Origin of the sequence: Helicobacter pylori (assembly GCF_003638305.1) — a bacterium.
GTDB lineage: Bacteria > Campylobacterota > Campylobacteria > Campylobacterales > Helicobacteraceae > Helicobacter > Helicobacter pylori_DJ.
Genome location: NZ_MVYP01000011.1, coordinates 1 through 23,560, shown reverse-complemented (window position 1 = coordinate 23,560; position 23,560 = coordinate 1). Strand labels below are relative to the sequence as shown.

The following is a 23,560-nucleotide window of genomic DNA, read 5'->3' as shown; positions in this document are numbered from 1 at the left end:
AGGATAGTATGTGATAGAGCTTGACATTAACGCTAGCGATAAATCGCTCTCGCACAGAGCCGTTATTTTTAGCCTGCTCGCTCAAAAACCTTGTTTCGTGCGGAATTTTTTAATGGGAGAAGATTGTTTAAGCTCTTTGGAAATCGCTCAAAATTTAGGGGCTAAAGTGGAAAATATCGCCAAAAATTCTTTTAAAATCACGCCACCAACGGCTATAAAAGAGCCTAACAAGATTTTAAATTGCAACAATTCTGGCACCAGTATGCGTTTATACAGCGGGCTTTTAAGCGCTCAAAAAGGCCTTTTTGTTTTAAGCGGGGACAATTCCCTAAACTCACGCCCCATGAAAAGAATCATTGAGCCTTTGAAAGCTTTTGGGGCAAAGATTTTAGGGAGGGAGGATAACCATTTCGCCCCCTTAGCGATTGTAGGGAGTCCCTTAAAAGCTTGCCATTATGAAAGCCCTATCGCTTCAGCTCAAGTCAAAAGCGCTTTTATTTTAAGCGCTTTGCAAGCTCAAGGCATAAGCGCCTATAAAGAAAGCGAGCTTAGCCGTAACCACACAGAAATCATGCTTAAAAGTTTGGGAGCTAACATTCAAAATCAAGACGGCGTTTTAAAAATTTCACCCCTAGAAAAACCCCTAGAAGCCTTTGACTTTACCATAGCCAATGATCCGTCTAGCGCGTTTTTTTTCGCTCTCGCTTGTGCGATTACGCCAAAAAGCCGCCTTCTTTTAAAAAACGTCTTGCTCAACCCCACTCGCATAGAAGCTTTTGAAGTTTTGAAAAAAATGGGCGCTTCCATAGAGTATGCGATTCAATCCAAAGATTTAGAAATCATTGGCGATATTTACATAGAGCATGCCCCTTTAAAAGCGATCAGCATTGAGCAAAATACCGCCAGCCTTATTGATGAAATCCCCGCTTTAAGCATCGCTATGCTTTTTGCAAAAGGCAAAAACATGGTTAAAAACGCTAAAGATTTACGGGCCAAAGAAAGCGATAGGATTAAAGCGGTTGTTTCTAATTTCAAAGCTTTAGGGATTGAGTGCGAAGAATTTGAAGACGGGTTTTATATAGAGGGATTAGGAGATATAAGCCCATTAAAACAGCACTTTTCTAGGATTAAACCCCCCCTTATCAAAAGCTTCAATGATCACAGGATTGCGATGAGTTTTGCTGTTTTAACTTTAGCGTTGCCTTTAGAAATTGATAATTTAGAGTGCGCGAACATTTCTTTCCCAACCTTTCAGCTTTGGCTCAATCTATTCAAAAAAAGGAGTCTCAATGGAAATTAAAATGGCTAAGGACTATGGTTTTTGTTTTGGCGTCAAAAGAGCGATACAAATCGCTGAAAAAAATCAAAACAGCTTGATTTTTGGCTCGCTCATTCATAACGCTAAAGAAATCAATCGTTTGGAAAAAAACTTCAATGTGAAAATTGAAGAAGATCCTAAAAAAATCCCTAAAAATAAGAGCGTGATCATAAGAACCCATGGCATTCCTAAACAGGATTTAGAATACTTGAAAAATAAGGGGGTCAAAATCACTGATGCGACTTGCCCGTATGTGATCAAACCTCAACAAATTGTGGAATCCATGAGTAAAGAAGGGTATCAAATCGTGCTTTTTGGGGATATTAACCACCCTGAAGTCAAGGGCGTGATCAGCTATGCCACTAACCAGGCTTTAGTCATCAATTCGTTAGAAGAATTGCAAGAAAAAAAATTGCAACGAAAAGTGGCTTTAGTTTCTCAAACCACCAAACAAACCCCAAAACTCTTGCAAATCGCTTCTTATTTGGTGGAAAGATGCACTGAAGTGCGTATTTTTAACACGATTTGTAACGCTACTTCCTACAACCAAAAAGCCACTTTGGATTTGAGTAAGGAAGTGGATATTATGATAGTCGTGGGCGGTAAAACTTCTTCAAACACCAAACAGCTCTTAAGCATCGCCAAACAGCATTGCAAAGACAGCTACTTGGTAGAAGATGAAAACGAATTAGAGTTAGCATGGTTTAAGGATAAAAGATTGTGCGGGATTACCGCTGGGGCTTCCACGCCGGATTGGATTATAGAAAATGTCAAGCAAAAAATCAGCACGATTTAACACGTTTTGAAAATTTTCTTTAAAAAAACCGCTAATTGTTAATTTTTAAACGATTTTGTAAGCCAAAAAAGGATACAATCCCCTTGAGGATTTTATATTTATTTTATAGTAAGGCAGTCAATGAGCAAGATAGCAGATGATCAGAACTTTAATGACGAGGAGGAAAACTTCGCAAAACTCTTTAAAAAAGAATTAGAAAAAGAAGAAACTCTAGAAAAAGGTACTATCAAAGAAGGGTTAATCGTTTCCATCAATGAGAATGATGGTTATGCCATGGTGAGCGTGGGCGGTAAGACAGAAGGTCGTTTGGCTTTGAGTGAGATCACCGATGAAAAGGGGCAATTGTTGTATCAAAAAAATGACCCCATTATCGTGCATGTGTCTGAAAGAGGTGAACACCCTAGCGTTTCCTACAAAAAGGCCATTTCCCAACAAAAGATTCAGGCTAAAATTGAAGAATTGGGCGAAAACTATGAAAACGCCATTATTGAGGGCAAGATCGTAGGCAAGAATAAAGGAGGTTATATCGTGGAGTCTCAAGGCGTGGAGTATTTCCTCTCCCGCTCGCACTCTTCTTTAAAGAATGACGCAAACCATATCGGCAAACGCATTAAAGCATGCATCATTCGTGTGGATAAGGAAAACCACTCTATCAATATTTCTCGCAAACGATTCTTTGAAGTCAATGACAAACAACAGCTTGAAGTTTCTAAAGAATTGTTAGAAGCCACAGAGCCGGTATTAGGGGTTGTGCGCCAGATCACCCCTTTTGGTATTTTTGTAGAAGTTAAAGGGATTGAGGGCTTGGTCCATTATTCTGAAATCAGCCATAAAGGGCCAGTCAACCCTGAGAAATACTACAAAGAAGGCGATGAAGTCTATGTCAAAGCCATCGCTTATGATGAGGAAAAAAGACGCCTTTCACTCTCTATAAAAGCGACCATAGAAGACCCATGGGAAGAGATCCAAGACAAGCTAAAACCCGGATACGCCATTAAGGTGGTGGTGAGCAATATTGAACATTACGGGGTGTTTGTGGATATTGGTAATGATATTGAAGGCTTTTTGCATGTTTCTGAAATCTCTTGGGATAAAAATGTCAGCCACCCTAACAACTATTTGAGCGTGGGGCAAGAGATTGATGTGAAGATCATTGACATTGATCCTAAAAACCGCCGCTTAAGGGTTTCTTTAAAACAACTCACTAATAGGCCTTTTGATGTTTTTGAATCCAAACACCAAGTGGGGGATATTGTAGAAGGCAAAGTGGCGACTTTAACGGATTTTGGGGCGTTTTTGAATCTGGGTGGGGTGGATGGTTTGCTCCACAATCACGACGCTTTTTGGGATAAAGATAAAAAATGCAAAGACCACTATAAAATTGGCGATGTGATCAAAGTGAAAATCCTTAAAATCAACAAAAAAGATAAAAAGATTTCTTTGAGTGCGAAGCACTTGGTTACTTCCCCTACAGAAGAATTCGCTCAAAAGCATAAAACAGACAGCGTGATTCAAGGCAAAGTGGTGAGTATCAAGGATTTTGGTGTCTTCATTCATGCTGATGGCATTGATGTGCTGATCAAAAATGAAGATTTGAACCCCTTGAAAAAAGATGAAATCAAAATAGGGCAAGAAATCACATGCGTGGTTGTTGCGATTGAAAAATCTAACAACAAGGTGCGCGCTTCTGTGCATAGGTTAGAGCGTAAAAAAGAAAAAGAAGAATTGCAAGCTTTTAACACGAGCGATGATAAAATGACTTTAGGGGATATTCTTAAAGAAAAACTCTAAAGAGTGATTTTAAAAGCATGAGAGTGGCATGAGATTTAAGGGTGTTGTTGCTTTTATTTCCCTAGCTGTCGCTCTTGGCGTTTTAGCCTATTTGTTTTTAAGCGTTAAAAAAGAAATGTCCGCTACTTCTCATACGATCTCTCAAACACATGCGATCTCTCAAATCAATGAAGGCCTCTCTCAAACGGATGAAAAAAGCCACGACATCAACCTAGAAGGAAATAGCCTTAGTGAAATCTCTCACAATGAAAAAGCTCTCCATAACGAAGAAGATCGCAATAACGCCCTTTCTCAAAACCTTGATGCACAAGAATCTATCAATTACCCTGTTATAGAGCATCATTTTGAAATCCCTTTTGAAGAAAAAAAAAGGGAGTATTCAAAGCTTATCATTAAGGATTTAAAGGACTATCAATGGTGGTGTTTAAAAGAAATTCTCAAAAAAGAACAAATTGATTACGCTTACGATAGCACCAAAAACCAATCCAATCTCATCATCTATTTAGATGAAAACAAAAAAGAACGCTTGCTGGCTGATTTAGACTATTATAAAATACGCTATCATGCTGTTTTTTAAATTCAAAGGATAAAAATGTATCAAGTAGCCATTTGCGACCCCATCCATGCTAAAGGCATTCAAATTTTAGAAGCTCAAAAAGACATTGTCTTGCATGATTATTCCAAATGCCCCAAAAAGGAGCTTTTAGAAAAACTCATCCCCATGGATGTGCTCATCACTCGCAGCATGACCCCTATCACAAGCGATTTTTTAAAGCCCTTAACTAATTTAAAATCCATCGTGAGAGCGGGCGTGGGAGTGGATAATATTGATTTAGAAAGCTGCTCTCAAAAAGGCATTGTCGTGATGAATATCCCTACCGCTAACACGATTGCCGCTGTGGAATTGACCATGGCGCATTTGATCAATGCGGTGCGCTCGTTCCCTTGCGCGAACGATCAAATCAAACACCAACGGCTATGGAAAAGAGAAGATTGGTATGGCACGGAATTGAAAAATAAAAAGCTGGGCATTATCGGTTTTGGGAATATTGGCTCTAGGGTGGGCATTAGGGCAAAAGCTTTTGAAATGGAAGTTTTAGCCTATGATCCTTATATCCCTTCTTCAAAAGCCACTGATTTAGGGGTCATTTACACGAAAAATTTTGAAGACATTTTGCAATGCGACATGATCACTATCCACACCCCTAAAAATAAAGAAACCATTAACATGATAGGCGCTAAAGAGATTGAACGCATGAAAAAAGGGGTTATTTTGATCAATTGCGCTAGAGGTGGGCTTTATAATGAAGACGCTCTTTATGAGGCTTTAGAAACCAAAAAAGTGCGTTGGCTTGGCATTGATGTCTTTTCTAAAGAGCCTGGTATTCACAACAAGCTTTTAGACTTGCCTAATGTGTATGCGACCCCCCATATTGGCGCGAACACTTTAGAGTCCCAAGAAGAAATTTCCAAACAAGCCGCTCAAGGGGTTATGGAGTCTTTAAGGGGTTCAAGCCACCCGCATGCTCTGAATTTACCCATGCAAGCTTTTGATGCAAGCGCTAAAGCTTACTTGAATTTAGCGCAAAAATTGGGTTATTTTTCCAGTCAAATCCATAAGGGCGTGTGCCAAAAGATTGAACTCAGTCTTTGTGGGGAGATCAACCAATTCAAAGACGCCCTTGTAGCTTTCATGTTAGTGGGGGTGTTAAAACCTGTTGTAGGGGATAAAATCAATTACATTAACGCTCCCTTTGTGGCTAAAGAAAGAGGCATTGAGATTAAGGTTAGCCTTAAAGAAAGCGCTTCGCCCTATAAAAACATGCTCTCTTTAACTTTAAATGCGGCTAATGGCGCGATCAGCGTGAGCGGCACGGTGTTTGAAGAAGATATTTTAAAACTCACTGAAATTGATGGATTCCATATTGATATAGAGCCAAAGGGTAAAATGCTTCTATTTAGGAATACGGATATTCCAGGCGTTATTGGGAGTGTGGGGAATGCGTTCGCTAGGCATGGCATTAATATCGCTGATTTTCGTTTGGGGCGCAACACGCAAAAAGAAGCCTTAGCGCTCATTATTGTAGATGAAGAAGTTTCTTTGGAAGTTTTAGAAGAGCTTAAAAACATTCCTGCATGCTTAAGCGTTCATTATGTGGTTATTTAAGGTAGTTGGATGCGAGATTTTTTAAAGCTTTTAAAAAAACATGATGAATTAGAGATCATTGACACCCCCCTTGAAGTGGATTTAGAAATCGCTCATCTGGCGTATATAGAAGCGAAAAAGCCTAATGGAGGCAAAGCCCTTTTATTCACGCAACCCATAAGAAAAGAGCATAACCAAATCAAAACCTTTGACATGCCTGTTTTGATGAACGCTTTTGGCTCTTTCAAGCGCTTAAATCTTTTATTAAAAACCCCTATAGAAAGCCTGCAACAACGCATGCAAACTTTCTTACACTTTAGTACTCCTAAAAATTTCACTGAGGGTTTGAAAGTTTTAAAAGATTTATGGGATTTAAGACACATTTTCCCTAAAAAAACCACTCGCCCTAAAGATCTCATCATCAAGCAAGACAAAGAAGTCAATTTGTGGGATCTGCCCGTTTTAAAAACTTGGGAAAAAGATGGCGGGGCTTTTATCACTATGGGGCAAGTCTATACCCAAAGCCTGGATCATAAAAAAAAGAATTTGGGCATGTATCGTTTGCAAGTTTATGATAAAAACCATTTAGGCTTGCACTGGCAAATCCATAAAGACTCCCAACTCTTTTTCCACGAATACGCTAAGGCTAAAGTCAAAATGCCCGTCAGTATCGCTATTGGTGGGGATTTGCTCTATACATGGTGCGCGACAGCCCCCTTACCTTATGGGGTTTATGAACTCATGCTCTATGGGTTTATGAGAGGAAAAAAAGCGCGCGTGATGCCATGCTTGAGCAATCCTTTGAGCGTGCCAAGCGATTGCGATATTGTGATAGAAGGGTTTGTGGATTGCGAGAAATTAGAGCTTGAAGGGCCTTTTGGGGATCACACTGGCTATTACACCCCTATTGAGCCTTACCCTGTTTTAGAAGTCAAAACCATTAGCTATAAAAAAGATTCCATTTACTTAGCCACTGTGGTAGGTAAGCCTCCTTTAGAAGACAAATACATGGGGTATTTGACTGAACGCTTGTTCTTGCCTTTACTTCAAATGAACGCCCCCAATCTCATAGATTATTACATGCCAGAAAATGGGGTGTTTCATAATTTGATTTTAGCCAAAATACACACATGCTATAACGCTCATGCCAAGCAAGTCATGCATGCTTTTTGGGGTGTGGGGCAGATGAGTTTTGTCAAACATGCGATTTTTGTCAATGAAGACGCTCCTAATCTAAGAGACACCAACGCTATCATTGAGTATATATTAGAGAATTTTTCTAAAGAAAACGCGCTCATCTCTCAAGGCGTGTGCGACGCACTAGATCATGCAAGCCCTGAATACGCTATGGGAGGGAAACTCGGTATTGATGCGACTTCTAAAAGCAATACCCCCCACCCCACGCTTTTAAACGATAACGCCTTATTAGCGCTTTTACAAGATAAAATGCAAAATATCGTTCTTTTGAAGCAATATTACCCGCACACTCGTAACCCCATTTGCGTCATTAGCGTGGAAAAGAAAGACAAAAGCGTCATTGAATTGGCTAAAAACTTGCTCGGTTTTGAAGAGCATTTACGCATTGTCATCTTTGTAGAGCATACCAGCAACGATTTAAACAACCCTTACATGCTGTTATGGCGCATCGTTAATAATATTGACGCTAAGCGTGATATCCTCATCTCTAAACATTGTTTTTTTATAGACGCTACCAATAAGGGCGTTATGGATAAACATTTTAGAGAATGGCCCACCGAAACCAATTGCTCCATGGAAGTCATAGAAAATTTGAAAAAGAAAGGGCTTTTAAAAGATTTTGAAACTTTAAATCAAAAATTCCATCTCACGCATTCTTTCAGCACGCACAAAGAAGATCTATAAAGAATAGCCATAAAGAAGAATTATGTTAGATTATCGCCAAAGGATTGATACTCTCATCACCAAAATAGAAAAGGCTCGCACCGCCTATTCAAGGCATCATATTGTCAAAATCGTGGCTGTTTCAAAAAACGCTTCCTTAGAAGCTATCCAACATTACTACAACTGCTCTCAAAGGGCTTTTGGAGAAAATAAAGTTCAAGATTTAAAAACTAAAATGCATTCTTTAGAGCATTTGCCCCTTGAATGGCACATGATAGGCTCTTTACAAGAAAATAAAATCAATGCGCTTTTGAGTTTAAAACCCGCCCTTTTGCATTCTTTAGACTCTTTAAAACTCGCTTTGAAAATAGAAAAGCGTTGCGAAATATTGGGCGTCAATTTAAACGCTCTTTTACAGGTTAATAGCGCGTATGAGGAAAGTAAAAGCGGGGTGGTGCCTGAAGAAGCGCTAGAAATTTATTCTCAAATCAGTGAAACTTGCAAGCGCCTCAAACTTAAGGGGTTGATGTGTATAGGGGCTCATGCTGATGATGAAAAAAAAATTGAAAAATCCTTTATCACCACCAAAAAGCTTTTTGACCAAATAAAAAATGCGAGCGTTCTTTCAATGGGCATGAGTTGTGATTTTGAATTAGCGATTGCTTGCGGGGCGAATCTTTTAAGGATTGGCTCTTTTTTGTTTAAAGAGTAAGATGTTAGAAACTTATGTGCTTAAAAATGGGGCTGTTTTCATCTCTGATGCGCATTTTTTGCCTAAAAGCCCTCATTTAATCCATACGCTTAAAGAACTTTTAAGCGCCAAACCCCCACAAGTCTTTTTCATGGGCGATATTTTCCATGCGCTTGTGGGCTATTTACCCCTAGATAAAGAGCAACAAAAAATCATTGATCTCATCAACGCTTTAAGCGAAATTTCACAAGTCTTTTATTTTGAAGGCAATCATGATTTTTCCATGCGTTTTGTATTCAATTCCAAAGTGGTAGTTTTTGAGCGCCAAAACCAGCCCGTATTATTCCAATACGATAACAAACGCTTTTTGCTAGCCCATGGGGATTTATTCATTACTAAAGCGTATGAATTTTACATCACGCAACTCACTTCCACTTGGGCTAGATTTTTTCTAACTTTTTTAAATCTTGCGAGCTTTAAAACCTTATACCCTTTTTTGAAAAAACTCATCTATCAAAAGCCCATCCGCCTTTGGGAATTAGATCCAAAAGAATTGCAATCTTTTATTGAAAAGCGCCTAAAAGCCTATCAAAACTACATTAAAGATCTTAACATTGGTAGGATTGATGGCATTATAGAGGGGCATTTTCATCTCAAAAGCGGTGCAAAAATCCATTCAAGCGCGCCTATTTACTGCCCACTGCCTTCCTTTTATTACGAACAAAGCCTTTTTAAGGTATCATCAAGCCTTTTAGAACCATCTCAAGATAAGGACGCCTAACATGGCAGAAAAAACAGCTAACGATTTAAAATTGAGTGAGATAGAACTCGTGGATTTTCGTATTTATGGCATGCAAGAGGGCGTCCCTTATGAGGGGATTTATGGCATTAATGTGGCTAAAGTCCAAGAAATCATCCCCATGCCCACCCTTTTTGAATACCCCACTAATCTAGATTACATTATCGGCGTGTTTGATTTGCGCTCCACGATCATTCCGCTTATTGATTTGGCCAAATGGATAGGGATTGTCCCGGATAAAAGCAAGGAAAACGAAAGAATCGTCATTATCACTGAATTTAACAATGTTAAAATGGGCTTTTTAGTCCATTCGGCTAGGCGTATCAGGCGCATTAGCTGGAAAGATGTGGAGCCTGCATCCTTTAGCGCTTCTAATAGCATCAATAAAGAAAATATCACCGGCACCACGCGCATTGAAAACGACAAAACCCTGCTTATTTTGGATTTAGAGAGCATTTTAGACGATTTAAAACTTAATGAAGACGCCAAAAACACCAAAGACACCCCTAAAGAGCGTTTTGAAGGCGAAGTGTTGTTTTTAGACGATAGCAAGACCGCAAGAAAAACCTTAAAAAACCATTTGAGTAAATTGGGTTTTAGCATCACGGAAGCTGTGGATGGGGAAGACGGGCTGAACAAATTAGAAATGTTATTCAAAAAATACGGGGACGATTTGAGGAAACATTTGAAATTCATTATTTCAGATGTTGAAATGCCTAAAATGGATGGCTATCATTTCTTATTCAAGCTCCAAAAAGATCCTAGGTTTGCTTATATTCCTGTGATTTTTAATTCTTCTATTTGCGATAATTACAGCGCTGAAAGGGCTAAAGAAATGGGGGCAGTAGCGTATTTAGTCAAGTTTGACGCAGAGAAATTCACCGAAGAAATTTCTAAGATTTTAGACAAGAATGCGTAATTCTTTTCATAAAATTGTAAAATACTCTTATCTCAAACGCTAAAAAGGGTTTTAAATGGATGATTTGCAAGAAATAATGGAAGACTTCTTGATTGAAGCCTTTGAAATGAACGAGCAGTTGGATCAGGATTTAGTGGAATTGGAGCATAACCCTGAAGATTTGGACTTGCTCAATCGCATTTTTAGAGTCGCTCACACCATTAAAGGCTCTAGCTCGTTTTTGAATCTTAATATCCTCACGCACCTCACGCACAACATGGAAGATGTCTTAAATCGCGCCAGAAAGGGCGAAATCAAAATCACGCCGGATATTATGGATGTCGTGTTGCGCTCCATTGATTTGATGAAAACCTTACTCGTAACGATTAGAGATACCGGATCAGATACCAATAACGGCAAGGAAAATGAGATTGAAGAAGCGGTCAAACAGCTTCAAGCCATTACAAGCCAAAATTTAGAGGGTGCTAAAGAAACTTCAGGGGCTAAAGAAGCCCCAAAAGAAGAAGTTAAAGAAAAAGCGAAAGAAGAAATTAAAGCAAATAAAACCCCTACTGCAGAAAATCCCGCAAGCGATAACCCGCTAGCCGATGAGCCGGATTTGGATTATGCTAACATGAGCGCTGAAGAAGTGGAAGCGGAAATTGAACGCCTGCTTAACAAGCGCCAAGAGGCCGATAAAGAACGAAGAGCCCAAAAAAAACAAGAAGATCAAGCCAAGCCTAAACAAGAAGTTACCTCAACAAAAGAACCCCCCAAAACAGAAATCCCCAAAGCCCCTAAAACAGAAACTAAAGCTAAAACTAAAGCAGATACTGAAGAAAATAAAGCCCCCTCTATTGGCGTGGAGCAAACCGTTAGGGTGGATGTGCGCCGCTTGGATCACTTGATGAATCTAATCGGTGAGCTTGTGTTGGGCAAGAATCGCTTGATCAGGATTTATGGCGATGTGGAAGAACGCTATGATGGGGAAAAATTTTTAGAGGAATTAAACCAGGTAGTCTCTTCTATTTCAGCGGTAACGACAGACTTGCAGCTTGCGGTGATGAAAACCCGGATGCAACCAGTGGGCAAGGTGTTCAATAAATTCCCTCGCATGGTAAGGGATTTGAGCCGGGAATTAGGAAAGAGCATTGAATTAATCATTGAGGGCGAAGAAACCGAGCTTGATAAATCCATTGTAGAAGAGATTGGCGATCCGCTCATCCACATTATCCGCAACTCATGCGATCATGGGATTGAGCCTTTAGAAGAAAGAAGAAGGCTTAACAAGCCTGAAACCGGTAAAGTGCAATTGAGCGCGTATAATGAGGGCAATCACATTGTGATTAAAATCTCTGATGATGGCAAGGGGTTAGATCCTGTGATGCTTAAAGAAAAAGCGATTGAAAAAGGGGTGATTAGCGAAAGAGACGCTGAAAGCATGAGCAATAGGGAAGCGTTTAACCTCATCTTCAAGCCAGGCTTTTCTACCGCAAAAGTCGTTTCCAATGTTTCAGGCAGAGGCGTGGGCATGGATGTGGTGAAAACCAATATTGAAAAGCTCAATGGGATCATTGAAATTGATTCAGAAGTGGGGATAGGCACGACCCAAAAGCTTAAAATCCCTCTCACTTTAGCTATCATTCAAGCTTTACTCGTGGGCGTTCAAGAAGAATATTACGCTATCCCGCTTTCTTCAGTGTTAGAAACCGTGCGCATCAGCCAGGATGAAATTTACACCGTTGATGGCAAAAGCGTGTTGCGTTTGAGAGATGAGGTGCTTTCTTTGGTGCGCCTTTCTGATATTTTTAAAGTGGATGCTATTTTGGAATCCAACTCAGATGTGTATGTGGTTATCATTGGCTTGGCTGATCAAAAAATTGGCGTGATCGTGGATTATTTGATCGGTCAAGAAGAAGTGGTCATCAAATCTTTAGGCTACTACCTTAAAAACACTAGAGGCATTGCTGGCGCTACGGTGAGAGGCGATGGGAAAATCACTCTCATTGTAGATGTGGGGGCGATGATGGATATGGCAAAAAGCATCAAAGTCAATATCACTAATTTGATGAATGAATCAGAAAACACGAAGAGCAAAAATTCCCCTAGCGATTATGTCGTCTTAGCGATTGATGACAGCAGCACGGACAGAGCGATTATCCGCAAATGTTTAAAACCATTAGGCATCACGCTTTTAGAGGCCACTAACGGGTTAGAGGGCTTAGAAATGCTTAAAAATGGCGATAAGATTCCGGACGCTATTTTAGTGGATATTGAAATGCCTAAAATGGATGGCTACACTTTCGCTTCTGAAGTGCGTAAATACAATAAATTCAAAAACCTGCCTTTGATTGCAGTAACCAGTCGGGTAACTAAAACCGACAGGATGCGTGGCGTTGAATCCGGCATGACTGAATACATCACCAAACCTTATAGCGGTGAGTATTTAACCACCGTAGTGAAGCGCAGTATTAAATTAGAAGGAGACCAATCGTGAGCAATCAATTGAAAGATTTATTTGAAAGACAAAAAGAAGCTAGTGTAGGCTCTAAACAAGAAGACAATGAAGAAATTTTGCAATTCATTGGCTTTATTATTGGCGATGAAGAATACGCCATTCCTATTTTGAACATTCTAGAGATCGTCAAACCCATTGGTTACACACGAGTCCCTGAAACCCCAAACTATGTGCTTGGCGTGTTCAATTTAAGGGGTAATGTCTTCCCGTTGATTAGCCTGCGTTTAAAGTTTGGCTTGAAAGCGGAAAAGCAAAACAAAGACACTCGTTATTTGGTGGTGCGTCATAACGATCAGATCGCTGGGTTTTTCATTGATCGCTTGACTGAAGCCATTCGCATCAAGCAAACGGATATTGACCCGGTGCCAGAGACTTTGAGCGATAACAACAATCTAACTTATGGCATTGGGAAACAAAACGACAGACTCGTAACCATTTTAAGAGTGGAAGAAATCTTAAAAAAAGACTTCTAAAAACCTTATTCTATCAAAATTCTATCAAACCCTTATGGGTTTTGAGAAAGACTTGTTCCATTAAAAGCTTGATTTTAATCAAGCGTTAATGTTTGATTGATAACAGAGTCTTTTTCAATCTTTTCTTTTAAAAATAGCGTGAAAATTTTTTAAGTGGATTAAAAAGAACTTCTCATTTTTTAGTTTTTATCACCAACGCTTTTTAACAAGTGGGGCTTTTTGCGTTGAGATTCACTAAATTGTAGCCCCCTCCTTTTAATTTTCCTATTTCAACACTTTTAAAAGCGCTTCATAATTGGGCTCTTCTAAAATGTTTTGAACGATTTCTTTATAGATAACCACTCCCTTATCATCAAGAACAAACACCGATCGAGCGAGTAAGCCTTGAAAAGAGCCTTTGCCCAACAGCACGCCGTAATTTTCCCCAAAAGCCTTATACCTAAAATCGCTTAAAATTCTTAAGTCCTTAATGCCTTCAGCGCCGCAAATTTGCCCTTGAGAAAAAGGCAAGTCCATAGAAATAACGCTAAAACTCACAGAAGGCAGTTTGCCGGCTTGCTCATTGAAGTGTTTGGCTTGGAGCAAGCAAACCGATCCGGTTAAACTAGGAAGCGTGCTAACGACTTGAAAACGCACGCCTTGCTTCAACAAATTGACTTCTTGCAAATCGCCATTGACCAATTTCACATCAGGGGCTTTATCGCCCACTTTCAAGGCTTTCCCTTCTAATTGGTATGTTTCTTCTTTAAAAGTAACTTTTTGCATGGTTAAATCCTTTCTAATGAATTGCTATATTGCGTTAGAATAATAGTCAATTAAAATTAACTTTTAAAAAATTTAAAAAGAATTTGTTTAAAAAGTCGTTTTCATTTTAAAAAACCCCTTAAAATCTACAAAATTTGCATAACGATCCATTTTTAAGAAAAGATTTACCAAAAAGTATTAAAAAATGATTACAATACGGCTATCTAATCACAAGGAGAAAACATGTTTACATTACGAGAGTTGCCTTTTGCTAAAGACAGCATGGGAGATTTTTTAAGCCCTATGGCGTTTGATTTCCACCATGGGAAACACCATCAAACTTATGTGAATAATTTGAATAATCTCATCAAAGGCACGGAGTTTGAGAAAAGTTCTTTGTTCGCTATTTTGACAAAGTCTAGCGGAGGCGTGTTTAATAACGCCGCTCAAATTTATAACCACGATTTTTATTGGGATTGCCTAAGCCCCAAAGCGACTGCTTTAAGCGATGAGTTAAAAGGGGCTTTAGAAAAAGATTTCGGATCGTTGGAAAAATTTAAAGAAGACTTCATTAAGAGTGCGACCACTTTGTTTGGCTCTGGTTGGAATTGGGCAGCGTATAATTTAGACACTCAAAAAATTGAAATCATTCAAACGAGCAACGCTCAAACCCCAGTCACGGATAAAAAAGTGCCGCTTTTAGTGGTGGATGTGTGGGAGCATGCTTATTACATTGATCATAAAAACGCACGCCCTGTGTATTTGGAAAAATTCTATGGGCATATCAATTGGCATTTTGTTTCTCAATGCTATGAATGGGCGAAAAAAGAAGGCTTAGGCTCAGTGGATTACTACATCAATGAGTTGGTGCATAAAAAAGCTTAAGCGTTATTTTGCATAGAGTGGTTTAAAGGTTTTTAAACCACGCTTCTTTTTTGAATGAAAGACACTCTGTTTAATCAATCCCTAAACAAACGCTTTTGCTTTGATGAGAAAGTCGCCCATGTTTTTGATGACATGCTGGAGCGCTCCATCCCCTATTATCATGAAATGTTGAATCTGGGGGCGTATTTTATCGCTCAAAATTTAAAAGAAAATACCAATGTTAAGCCCTTGATTTATGATTTGGGCTGTTCTACCGGGAACTTTTTCATCGTGCTTAACCAACAAATCCAACAAGATATTGAACTTATAGGGATTGACAATTCCATGCCCATACTCAAAAAAGCGCAAGAAAAATTAAAAGATTTTAACAATGTCCGTTTTGAATGCATGGATTTTTTAGAGGTTGAGTTTAAAGAAGCGAGTGCGTTTTCATTGCTTTTTGTGTTGCAATTTGTCCGCCCCATGCAAAGAGAGGTGTTGCTCAAAAAGATTTATAACAGCCTTGCGTTGAATGGGGTTTTATTGGTGGGCGAAAAGATCATGAGCGAAGATCGGATATTAGACAAGCAAATGATAGAGCTATACTACCTTTATAAACAAAATCAAGGCTACAGCCACAATGAAATCGCTTTCAAAAGGGAAGCGTTAGAAAATGTGCTTGTGCCTTATAGCTTGAAAGAAAATATCGCGCTTTTAGAAAGCGTGGGGTTTAAGCATGTGGAAGCGGTGTTTAAATGGGTGAATTTCACGCTGTTAGTTGCCAGAAAAACTTAAGTTTTTTAAAATAATATAGAAGACTTAAGTTTTTTAAAAAATATCCACAGGATCCATGTTCACGCTGCAAGGGATATTGGGGGCGGTTTTTAAAAACGCATGCACGCTTTTGACTAGGCTTAAAGGGTTTTTGGAACGCAATAAAATAAGGTAGCGGTAAGAAGAAGCGATTTTTTCAATAGGGGCTTTGAAATTAGAGAGCGTTACGCCCTTTTCTAAACACGAAGAAAGGGTTTGAGAGGCTTTTAGGCTCAATTGTTGGGCTTTTTCTTCGTTTTCATGCTTAAATTCCAACAAACACAGCCTTGAAAAAGGCGGGTAGAGTTCGCACCTTTCTTGCAATTCGTATTGTAAAAAATCTTCATAATCTTCTAAGAAATTTTCTAATAGATCCGTTTCGGTGCTTTGAATGAACACTTGACCAGAAATTTGCCTAGCGCTCCTCCCAGCGATTTGATAGAGTAACGACACGCCTTCTTCTAAAGCCCTATAACTATTAGATTTAATGATATTGTCTATGCCTAAAACAACCGCTAAACTCACTTTAGCGTAATCATGCCCTTTGCTTATCATCTGCGTGCCGATTAAGATATTCGTTTTTTGAGCGTTGAAATCGTTTAAAATATTGTGGAGTTTTTTTGGCGTGCTAGTGTGATCTTTATCCAAAATGGCTATTTTAGCCCCCTCTAAAAGGCTTTCTAACTCGTTCAACACTTGCATGGTGCCTATCCTTTTACCCACTAAAACTTCGCTTTGGCATGCGTTGCAAATTTTAGGGATAGGGCTTGAAAAATGGCAATAATGGCACATGAGCTTGTTGGTTTTTAAATGCAAGCTCATATTCACGCTGCAAAAGGGGCATTGAACGCTTTTGTAACAATTTTGGCACAGCAAGGTTTTGAAATTAGCCCTTGTAGGCACAAAAATAATGGCTTGCTCGTTTTTGTCTATCACTTGTTGCAGCGCTTCTAGGAGTTTGGGCGTGATAAAACGCTCCGTTTTTTCAAAAATAATGTTTTTTTGCGTGGGGGTGTAGCGCCCCTTTAAGCGCACTAAAGCCTTATCTTTAAAGCGTTGGTAACTACTCAAACTTGGCGTAGCAGAGCCTAAGATCACTTGAATAGGGAATTTATGGGATAAATACAAGCATAAATCCCTAGCGTTATACATAGGGCTTTGATGGGATTTATAAGAAAAGTCATGCTCTTCATCTACAATGATTAAACCCAAATCCTTAAGGGGTAAAAACAACGCGCTTCGTGTGCCTACCACTAATTTGATTTCTTGCGAATAAAGCTTTTCTAAAAATTGCTTTTTTTGATTTTGAGAGAGTTTGCTATGCCACAAGCCTAAATTTTCTTTAAAAACTTTTTTAAGGCGTTGCTGCATTTGAGGGGTGAGGGCGATTTCTGGCACTAACAACAAAGCGCTTTTTTTTTGCTCTAAAGTTTGAGCGATTGCATGCATATAAATCTCGGTTTTCCCGCTGCCCGTATCGCCAAAAAGCAAGCTTTCTGGATGTTTTTGCAATTCTTTTAAAGCGTTGGTTTGCGTTTGACTCAACGCATTAAGAGTAGGCTCAATTTTTTCTAACCCCACTAAATCGCATTCTTTAAAAGGGGTAAAAAGGCTTAAGACTGAAGAAAGATTAGCCGAGTAATATTGAGCGATAAAAATAGCAAGCTCCATTTGAAAAGGGAGTAAAAAATAAGGGGTTTTTTCTAGTTCTAGGCATTCAAAAGAGGGTTTTGAAACTTCTTCAAGGACGATGCCCAAAAGCGTTTTATTCCTTAAAGGGATATTGACTAACGCTCCTTTAAGGTGTCGTTCTTTAGAAAAGTAAGTTAAAGGGGGGGTTTTATTTTTTAAAGGAGCGATTAAGTGATAGAACATGATGAGATTTTTTCTAAAAGCTTTTGGAGTTCATTATGCAAATACTCGTTTTGACAACTTTCATGCAAATAGTCCTTTAAAAGCTCTAAAGCGTTTAATTCTTGGTTATGGAAACGCTCCTTTAGGGTGCATTTCATCTCATCGCTAAAGGTGTTATTGAGAGAGATTTTATAGCGTTTGCCTAAATAAGTGATTTCTAAGCTATCGTTTTCTAAAGACATGTTTTTAATGGTTTATGACAATAAATCAGAGATTTTGTCATAAAGACCTTGAATGCCCTTATCTTTAGCGCTCAATTCATCGTATAAAATAGCGATTTGAATGTCTTTTTCTTCATTTTGCGCATTCAGGGTGGTGTTTGCTTGGTGTAAAGCGTTCAACTCTTCTTCTTGTTTTTGGATTTTTTCAATCAATTCATCAATTTTAGCGCCCAACTGGTTTAACAAACTTAAAGATTGCATCATAAGCCTTTCATGGTTTTTGAAAGTTATTATATCAAAGCTATTAAATTATCGCAAAATACCCCTATCCCCTTAAGGTAATGGCTTTTACTATAAAATTAAAGTAACTAAAACCCCATGTTTTTAAACAATTCTTATGGCGGTATTTAGTATTATTTTTGATTACCATAAAGCAACAAGATAGAGAGCTTGACATGGGAGTGGTGAATGCAAAAAAGTATATTAAAAGTGACTCTGTTGTTGGTTTTCCTCTTTTTAAGAAACGCTGTTGGTTTAGAGGACAAAAAAGCGGATCTTAAAAGCGTTCAAAATACGCCCAAAAATTTACCCCCTATCCAATTAAGGCTCGATCAAGCCTATGAAGATCTGATTAAAATGTTAGACAATATGGGAAAAAGCACGCAGTATGAGTTCCCTAAAATCAAAGAAATCCTGGAGCAAAGCGAAGAAGAATGGCTCAAAGTCGCCCATGAAGAATGCGTGGCGTTGGTCATGCTAATAAGTCCCAAAGCTTCTATTGAAAATAGCCCGATTTATAGGAATTGCTATGAAGCTTATGTGAAGCAAAGAATCCATGATTTATATGATTTTTATATAGAAGGCAAAAAGGTGAAAAGAAAAATCAAAAAAGCCCATAAGCAAGAAGCTGTTATTAAGCAATCCCAGCCCTTAACAAAAGAGCCGCCTAAAAGCGAGAATAAAAAGAGTTTAGTAAAACCCAGCTTAAAAGATGCGAGTATCCCTAAAGGGTATTATTTGCAAATTGGGGCTTTTTTGAACATGCCTAGTAAGGATTTTTTGCAAACGCTCAAAAATTTCCCTTACCAAATAAAGAAAAAAGACTCTCTCACGCATTATTTTATTGGCCCTTATAAAACGAAAGAAGAAGCCCTAAAACAGCTTGAAAATGCAACTAAAAGCTTTAAAAATAAGTCCGTGTTGGTGGAAAAGTAATCGTTTTGACTATCCTTATTTGAAAATAAATTTATAGTTTTATTGGATTTTATAAAGCCACATGGCTATTAGCGCGACAAACAAACTCGTGCCCAAAAACACATAGCCTATCATTTTATAAAGGGGGATAAAATTTTTTTGAATTTCTTCTTCTGCAATAATGATTTTAGAAACCCCTAAGCGGTTAGTTGGGGCGCTGTCTGTGAGGTAAAAGCCCTGTTTTTTAAGCGCAAAATAAGGGGTTTTGATCAAGGCGTCATTTTTAAAAGAGGCTACAAACGCCCCAATATTAGAAAACTTGACATTGTTGTCTGCGTCCAACAAAACAAAGGGGGTGTCTTTGAATCGTTCTTCTAAGATTTTTAAAGGCTCTAAAGAAGAGGCATTATTGAGTTCTAAAAGGCTTTTAGCGATCGCATCAGCGGTGTATTGCATGCGTATTTGGGTGTTTTCCAAAAGGTTATTTTTCGCATAAAAGAAAAATAACGCTAACAAAACCCCCACTAAAAGCAAGGTAGAAAGGGTATAAACGATTAAAAAACGCTTTTTAAAAGAATAGGGCATGACAAACCTTTTTGTTGATAGCGGGTTGGATAACACAGCTTTTTATGATTGGATTAAAAACGCTCAAAAACAGCCTCTTTTTTCTACCATACTTATTTAATTTTATGGTAAATTTTTGAAAAATTGTTATAATTCCTACACTTTTATTGGTAAATTTAATGAAGAAAGGAGTTTGGAATAGTGCTTGACATATGGATAGATATGATAATTTGTATTTTTTATTTGCTCTTTTTTACGACTCCTTACATTGTAGGCGATATTTTGCAATTGAAATTTATCCGCCAAAAGCTCTGCGAGAAGCCCATTTTACTCCCACAAAAGGATTATGAGGAAGCGGGAAATTATGCCATTAGGAAAATGCAATTATCCATTATTTCTCAAATTTTAGACGGAATCATCTTTGCTGGTTGGGTCTTTTTTGGTTTGACGCATTTAGAAGATCTCACGCATTATTTAAACCTTTCTGAAACGCTAGGTTACTTGGTGTTTGCTTTGTTGTTTTTAGCGATTCAAAGCGTTTTAGCTTTACCCATTAGCTACTACACCACCATGCATTTGGATAAGGAATTTGGCTTTTCTAAGGTGAGCTTGTCGTTGTTTTTTAAGGATTTTTTCAAGGGGTTATTGCTCACTTTAAGCGTGGGGTTGTTGTTGATTTACACCCTCATTATGATCATTGAACATGTGGAGCATTGGGAGATTAGCTCGTTTTTTATCGTGTTTGTTTTTATGATATTAGCTAATCTTTTTTACCCTAAAATCGCCCAGCTTTTCAACCAATTCACCCCCTTGAATAACCGGGATTTGGAGAGTCAAATTGAGAGCATGATGGATAAGGTGGGTTTTAAATCTGAAGGTATCTTTGTGATGGACGCTAGCAAGAGGGATGGGCGTTTGAATGCGTATTTTGGGGGCTTGGGTAAAAACAAGCGGGTGGTGTTGTTTGACACTTTGATCTCTAAAGTTGGGACAGAAGGGCTTTTAGCTATTTTAGGGCATGAATTAGGGCATTTTAAAAATAAGGATTTGTTGAAAAGTTTAGGGATTATGGGAGGCTTGCTCGCTCTTGTTTTTGCTCTGATCGCTCATTTGCCACCGTTGGTTTTTGAAGGCTTCAATGTCTCGCAAACGCCAGCGAGTTTGATTGCGATTTTACTCTTGTTTTTGCCGGTGTTTTCCTTTTACGCTATGCCTTTGATCGGGTTTTTTAGCCGAAAGAACGAACACAATGCGGACAAGTTTGGAGCGAGTTTAAGCTCTAAAGAGACTTTAGCCAAAGCGTTAGTTTCCATTGTGAGCGAGAATAAAGCGTTCCCCTATTCGCACCCTTTTTATGTTTTCTTGCATTTCACGCACCCGCCGCTATTAGAGCGCTTGAAAGCTTTGGATTATAAAATTGAATGACCCTTTCACAAGCCCTAAATAAAGCCAAAAAAGGATTATCGCCAAAAGGCTTTAGGGGGGGGTTAGAGTCTGAAATTTTATTAGGCTTTGTCTTGCAAAAAGAGAGGGTCTTTTTGCACACGCATGAGCATTTGGAATTAACCCACGAAGAAGAGGTGCACTTTTTTGAATTGGTAGAAAAGCGTTTGAATGACTGCCCCATAGAGTATTTATTAAAGAGCTGTGATTTTTATGGGCGCTCTTTTTTTGTGAATGAGCATGTTTTAATCCCACGGCCTGAAACCGAGATTTTGGTCCAAAAAGCCCTTGATATTATTTCTCAATACCACTTAAAAGAAATAGGCGAAATCGGCATAGGGAGCGGATGCGTGTCCGTTAGTTTGGCTTTAGAAAACCTTAAACTCTCTATTTATGCGAGCGATATTTCACCCAACGCTTTAGAAGTGGCGTTAAAAAACATTGAACGCTTTAATTTAAAAGAGCGTGTTTTTTTAAAACAAACGCATCTTTGGGATCGCATGCCAACGATACAAATGCTTGTCTCTAATCCGCCTTATGTCGCTAGAAATTATCCTTTGGAAAAATCCGTCCTCAAAGAACCGCATGAAGCCCTTTTTGGGGGGGTTAAAGGCGATGAAATCTTAAAAGAAATCATTTTTTTAGCCGCTAAATTAAAGATCCCTTTTTTGGTTTGTGAAATGGGGTATGACCAGTTAAAAAGCTTGAAAGAATGCTTGGAGTTTTGCGGTTATGATGCAGAGTTTTACAAGGATTTGAGCGGCTTTGATAGAGGGTTTGTGGGCGTTTTAAAAAATTTTTTAAGATAAGGTTAAAATTTAATTACCCTTTTAGTGTTACAATAAAAACACTTAAAACAATAAAGGATGCCGCTCATGTATGTTGAAAAAATTCTCCAATCTTTACAGAAAAAATACCCTTATCAAAAAGAGTTCCATCAAGCCGTCTATGAAGCTATCACTTCGTTAAAACCCCTTTTAGACAGCGATAAAAGCTATGAAAAGCATGCAATTTTAGAGCGTTTGGTTGAGCCTGAAAGGGAGATTTTTTTTAGGGTGTGTTGGCTAGATGATAACCATCAAATCCAAGTCAATCGGGGGTGTAGGGTTGAATTCAATTCGGCTATTGGCCCTTATAAGGGGGGTTTGAGATTCCACCCTAGCGTGAATGAAAGCGTGATCAAGTTTTTAGGCTTTGAGCAAGTGTTGAAAAATTCGCTCACCACTTTGGCTATGGGGGGCGCTAAGGGGGGGAGCGATTTTGACCCTAAAGAAAAGAGCGAGCATGAGATCATGCGTTTTTGCCAGGCGTTTATGAATGAATTATACCGCCATATTGGAGCCACGACTGATGTGCCAGCTGGGGATATTGGAGTGGGTGAAAGAGAGATTGGCTATTTATTTGGGCAATACAAAAAATTAGTCAATCGTTTTGAGGGCGTATTGACCGGTAAAGGACTCACTTATGGGGGGAGCTTGTGCAGAAAAGAAGCTACCGGCTATGGGTGCGTGTATTTTGCGGAAGAAATGCTGCAAGAGAGAAACAGCTCTTTAGAGGGCAAGGTTTGCAGCGTTTCTGGGAGCGGCAATGTCGCTATTTATACCATTGAAAAATTGCTTCAAATAGGAGCCAAACCGGTAACGGCGAGCGATTCTAATGGCATGATTTATGATAAAGACGGCATTGATTTAGAGCTTTTGAAAGAGATTAAAGAAATCCGTCGTGGGAGGATCAGAGAATACGCTTTAGAAAAAAAGAGCGCGAAATACACCCCAACAGAAAATTACCCCAAAGGAGGGAATGCCATATGGCATGTGCCTTGTTTTGCGGCTTTTCCTAGTGCGACTGAAAATGAATTGAGCGTTTTAGACGCTAAAACCCTCCTTTCTAACGGGTGTAAATGCGTGGCTGAAGGGGCGAACATGCCCTCAAGCAATGAAGCGATTGAATTGTTTTTGCAGGCTAAGATTTCTTATGGTATAGGCAAGGCGGCTAATGCTGGGGGGGTGAGCGTGAGCGGCTTGGAAATGGCGCAAAATGCGAGCATGCACCCTTGGAGTTTTGAAGTGGTGGATGCGAAATTACACCACATTATGAAAGAGATTTATAAGAATGTTTCTCAAACCGCTAAAGAGTTTAAAGATCCTACTAATTTTGTTTTAGGGGCTAATATCGCTGGTTTTAGAAAAGTGGCGTCTGCGATGATAGCGCAAGGGGTTTGATTTACCCCCAATTTTACAAACCCAATTTTTTAACCCATCTCCTTACAGCGCGCAACAAAGGTAAGGATTTTTGATAAGCTTTGCGATAGATTTTAAAAGTGGTGTTTTGAGAGAGTTCTAATAAAGGTGAAGCGTTTTGTAAAAGGCGCTCATAATTAACCCTCAAATCATCATAATTAACTCTCAAATCATCATAATTAACCCTCAAATCATCATAATTAACTCTCAAATCATCAATAGTCGCTAAAGGCTCATGCAAATCACGATAGAAAACAAAAGGGTTATTGTGATAGATCGTGTCGTTTTCTAAAATCGTTTTAAAAAAATCTAGGATTTTTTTAAAACTCAAAT

22 protein-coding genes and 1 pseudogene are annotated in these 23,560 nt (G+C 38.8%); 17 read left to right on the top strand and 6 right to left on the bottom strand.

Going from position 1 to position 23,560, the window contains the following annotated elements; translation table 11 throughout:
* The first annotated feature begins 10 nt into the window (after positions 1-10).
* The 11 genes from aroA (at position 11) to cheW (ending at position 13,290) form a co-directional block, all read left to right on the top strand.
* Positions 11-1,300: a 3-phosphoshikimate 1-carboxyvinyltransferase gene (gene aroA, locus EAL04_RS05845; protein ID WP_120973952.1), complete on the top strand. Its 1,290-nt coding sequence runs from the start codon at positions 11-13 to the stop codon at positions 1,298-1,300.
* Positions 1,290-2,114, top strand: coding sequence for a 4-hydroxy-3-methylbut-2-enyl diphosphate reductase (locus EAL04_RS05840; RefSeq protein ID WP_120973950.1), 825 nt, complete (start codon positions 1,290-1,292; stop codon positions 2,112-2,114). The genes aroA and EAL04_RS05840 overlap by 11 nt, the downstream gene beginning before the upstream one ends.
* 120 nt (positions 2,115-2,234) lie before the next feature.
* Positions 2,235-3,905 (top strand): 30S ribosomal protein S1, encoded by a 1,671-nt coding sequence (locus EAL04_RS05835; RefSeq protein ID WP_120973948.1) that lies wholly within the window; start codon positions 2,235-2,237, stop codon positions 3,903-3,905.
* 28 nt (positions 3,906-3,933) lie between these two features.
* The gene (locus EAL04_RS05830; protein WP_120973945.1) at positions 3,934-4,482 is read left to right on the top strand and encodes a hypothetical protein; all 549 of its coding nucleotides are present in this window, start codon (positions 3,934-3,936) and stop codon (positions 4,480-4,482) included.
* A gap of 15 nt (positions 4,483-4,497) precedes the next feature.
* The gene (gene serA, locus EAL04_RS05825; protein WP_120973943.1) at positions 4,498-6,072 is read left to right on the top strand and encodes a phosphoglycerate dehydrogenase; all 1,575 of its coding nucleotides are present in this window, start codon (positions 4,498-4,500) and stop codon (positions 6,070-6,072) included.
* 9 nt (positions 6,073-6,081) lie between these two features.
* Positions 6,082-7,932: a menaquinone biosynthesis decarboxylase gene (locus EAL04_RS05820; protein ID WP_120973941.1), complete on the top strand. Its 1,851-nt coding sequence runs from the start codon at positions 6,082-6,084 to the stop codon at positions 7,930-7,932.
* Between the two features lie 22 nt (positions 7,933-7,954).
* Positions 7,955-8,623 (top strand): YggS family pyridoxal phosphate-dependent enzyme, encoded by a 669-nt coding sequence (locus EAL04_RS05815; RefSeq protein ID WP_120973939.1) that lies wholly within the window; start codon positions 7,955-7,957, stop codon positions 8,621-8,623.
* A 1-nt stretch (position 8,624) separates the two neighbouring features.
* Entirely contained in the window at positions 8,625-9,383 is a 759-nt protein-coding gene (locus EAL04_RS05810) for a UDP-2,3-diacylglucosamine diphosphatase (protein WP_120973937.1), read from the top strand.
* Between the two features lies 1 nt (position 9,384).
* A complete protein-coding gene (gene cheV3, locus EAL04_RS05805; RefSeq protein ID WP_064436743.1) occupies positions 9,385-10,320 on the top strand; it encodes a chemotaxis protein CheV3 in 936 nt (311 codons plus the stop codon).
* 55 nt (positions 10,321-10,375) lie between these two features.
* Positions 10,376-12,796 carry a chemotaxis histidine kinase/response regulator CheAY2 gene (gene cheAY2 / locus EAL04_RS05800; protein ID WP_120973934.1) on the top strand — a complete coding sequence of 807 codons (2,421 nt, stop codon included), beginning with the start codon at positions 10,376-10,378 and terminating at the stop codon, positions 12,794-12,796.
* Positions 12,793-13,290 carry a chemotaxis protein CheW gene (gene cheW, locus EAL04_RS05795; RefSeq protein WP_000070770.1) on the top strand — a complete coding sequence of 166 codons (498 nt, stop codon included), beginning with the start codon at positions 12,793-12,795 and terminating at the stop codon, positions 13,288-13,290. Before cheAY2 ends, cheW begins: the two co-directional genes overlap by 4 nt.
* Before the next feature lie 264 nt (positions 13,291-13,554).
* Here cheW and tpx read toward each other — a convergent pair whose 3' ends face one another.
* Positions 13,555-14,055 (bottom strand): thiol peroxidase, encoded by a 501-nt coding sequence (tpx, locus tag EAL04_RS05790; RefSeq protein ID WP_078250201.1) that lies wholly within the window; start codon positions 14,053-14,055, stop codon positions 13,555-13,557.
* A 222-nt stretch (positions 14,056-14,277) separates the two neighbouring features.
* On the opposite strand from tpx, the gene sodB reads away from it, so the two are divergent.
* A complete protein-coding gene (gene sodB, locus EAL04_RS05785; protein ID WP_120973932.1) occupies positions 14,278-14,919 on the top strand; it encodes a superoxide dismutase [Fe] in 642 nt (213 codons plus the stop codon).
* Positions 14,920-14,973: 54 nt separating this feature from the next.
* Entirely contained in the window at positions 14,974-15,693 is a 720-nt protein-coding gene (gene cmoA, locus EAL04_RS05780; protein WP_120973930.1) for a carboxy-S-adenosyl-L-methionine synthase CmoA, read from the top strand.
* A 33-nt stretch (positions 15,694-15,726) separates the two neighbouring features.
* Here the strand turns inward: cmoA and EAL04_RS05775 are convergent, their stop codons facing one another.
* Genes EAL04_RS05775 through zapB form a run of 3 tightly spaced genes read right to left on the bottom strand, consistent with a single transcriptional unit; the run spans position 15,727 to position 18,047 of the window.
* On the bottom strand, positions 15,727-17,586 hold the full coding sequence (locus EAL04_RS05775; RefSeq protein WP_120973928.1) for a primosomal protein N': 1,860 nt from the start codon (positions 17,584-17,586) through the stop codon (positions 15,727-15,729).
* Positions 17,571-17,807, bottom strand: coding sequence for a hypothetical protein (locus EAL04_RS05770; RefSeq protein WP_108299538.1), 237 nt, complete (start codon positions 17,805-17,807; stop codon positions 17,571-17,573). Before EAL04_RS05770 ends, EAL04_RS05775 begins: the two co-directional genes overlap by 16 nt.
* A 12-nt stretch (positions 17,808-17,819) precedes the next feature.
* Positions 17,820-18,047 carry a cell division protein ZapB gene (gene zapB / locus EAL04_RS05765; protein ID WP_162982507.1) on the bottom strand — a complete coding sequence of 76 codons (228 nt, stop codon included), beginning with the start codon at positions 18,045-18,047 and terminating at the stop codon, positions 17,820-17,822.
* 207 nt (positions 18,048-18,254) lie between these two features.
* Here zapB and EAL04_RS05760 point away from each other — a divergent pair, with 207 nt between their 5' ends.
* Entirely contained in the window at positions 18,255-19,001 is a 747-nt protein-coding gene (locus EAL04_RS05760) for an SPOR domain-containing protein (RefSeq protein WP_120973924.1), read from the top strand.
* A gap of 39 nt (positions 19,002-19,040) precedes the next feature.
* On the opposite strand, the gene EAL04_RS05755 is transcribed toward EAL04_RS05760, so the two are convergent.
* On the bottom strand, positions 19,041-19,565 hold the full coding sequence (locus tag EAL04_RS05755) for a hypothetical protein (protein WP_120973922.1): 525 nt from the start codon (positions 19,563-19,565) through the stop codon (positions 19,041-19,043).
* A gap of 180 nt (positions 19,566-19,745) precedes the next feature.
* Here EAL04_RS05755 and EAL04_RS05750 point away from each other — a divergent pair, with 180 nt between their 5' ends.
* From EAL04_RS05750 to gdhA, 3 genes are all read left to right on the top strand, one after another.
* Positions 19,746-20,969 (top strand): M48 family metallopeptidase, encoded by a 1,224-nt coding sequence (locus tag EAL04_RS05750; RefSeq protein ID WP_120973919.1) that lies wholly within the window; start codon positions 19,746-19,748, stop codon positions 20,967-20,969.
* Complete coding sequence (gene prmC / locus EAL04_RS05745; protein WP_120973917.1) at positions 20,966-21,796, top strand: peptide chain release factor N(5)-glutamine methyltransferase; 831 nt, start codon at positions 20,966-20,968, stop codon at positions 21,794-21,796. Before EAL04_RS05750 ends, prmC begins: the two co-directional genes overlap by 4 nt.
* A gap of 66 nt (positions 21,797-21,862) precedes the next feature.
* Positions 21,863-23,209, top strand: a complete 1,347-nt coding sequence (gene gdhA / locus EAL04_RS05740; protein ID WP_120973915.1) for an NADP-specific glutamate dehydrogenase — start codon at positions 21,863-21,865, stop codon at positions 23,207-23,209.
* Positions 23,210-23,222: 13 nt separating this feature from the next.
* Here the strand turns inward: gdhA and EAL04_RS05735 are convergent.
* Positions 23,223-23,560, bottom strand: a pseudogene (locus tag EAL04_RS05735) (glycosyltransferase family 10 domain-containing protein); the annotation flags it as partial.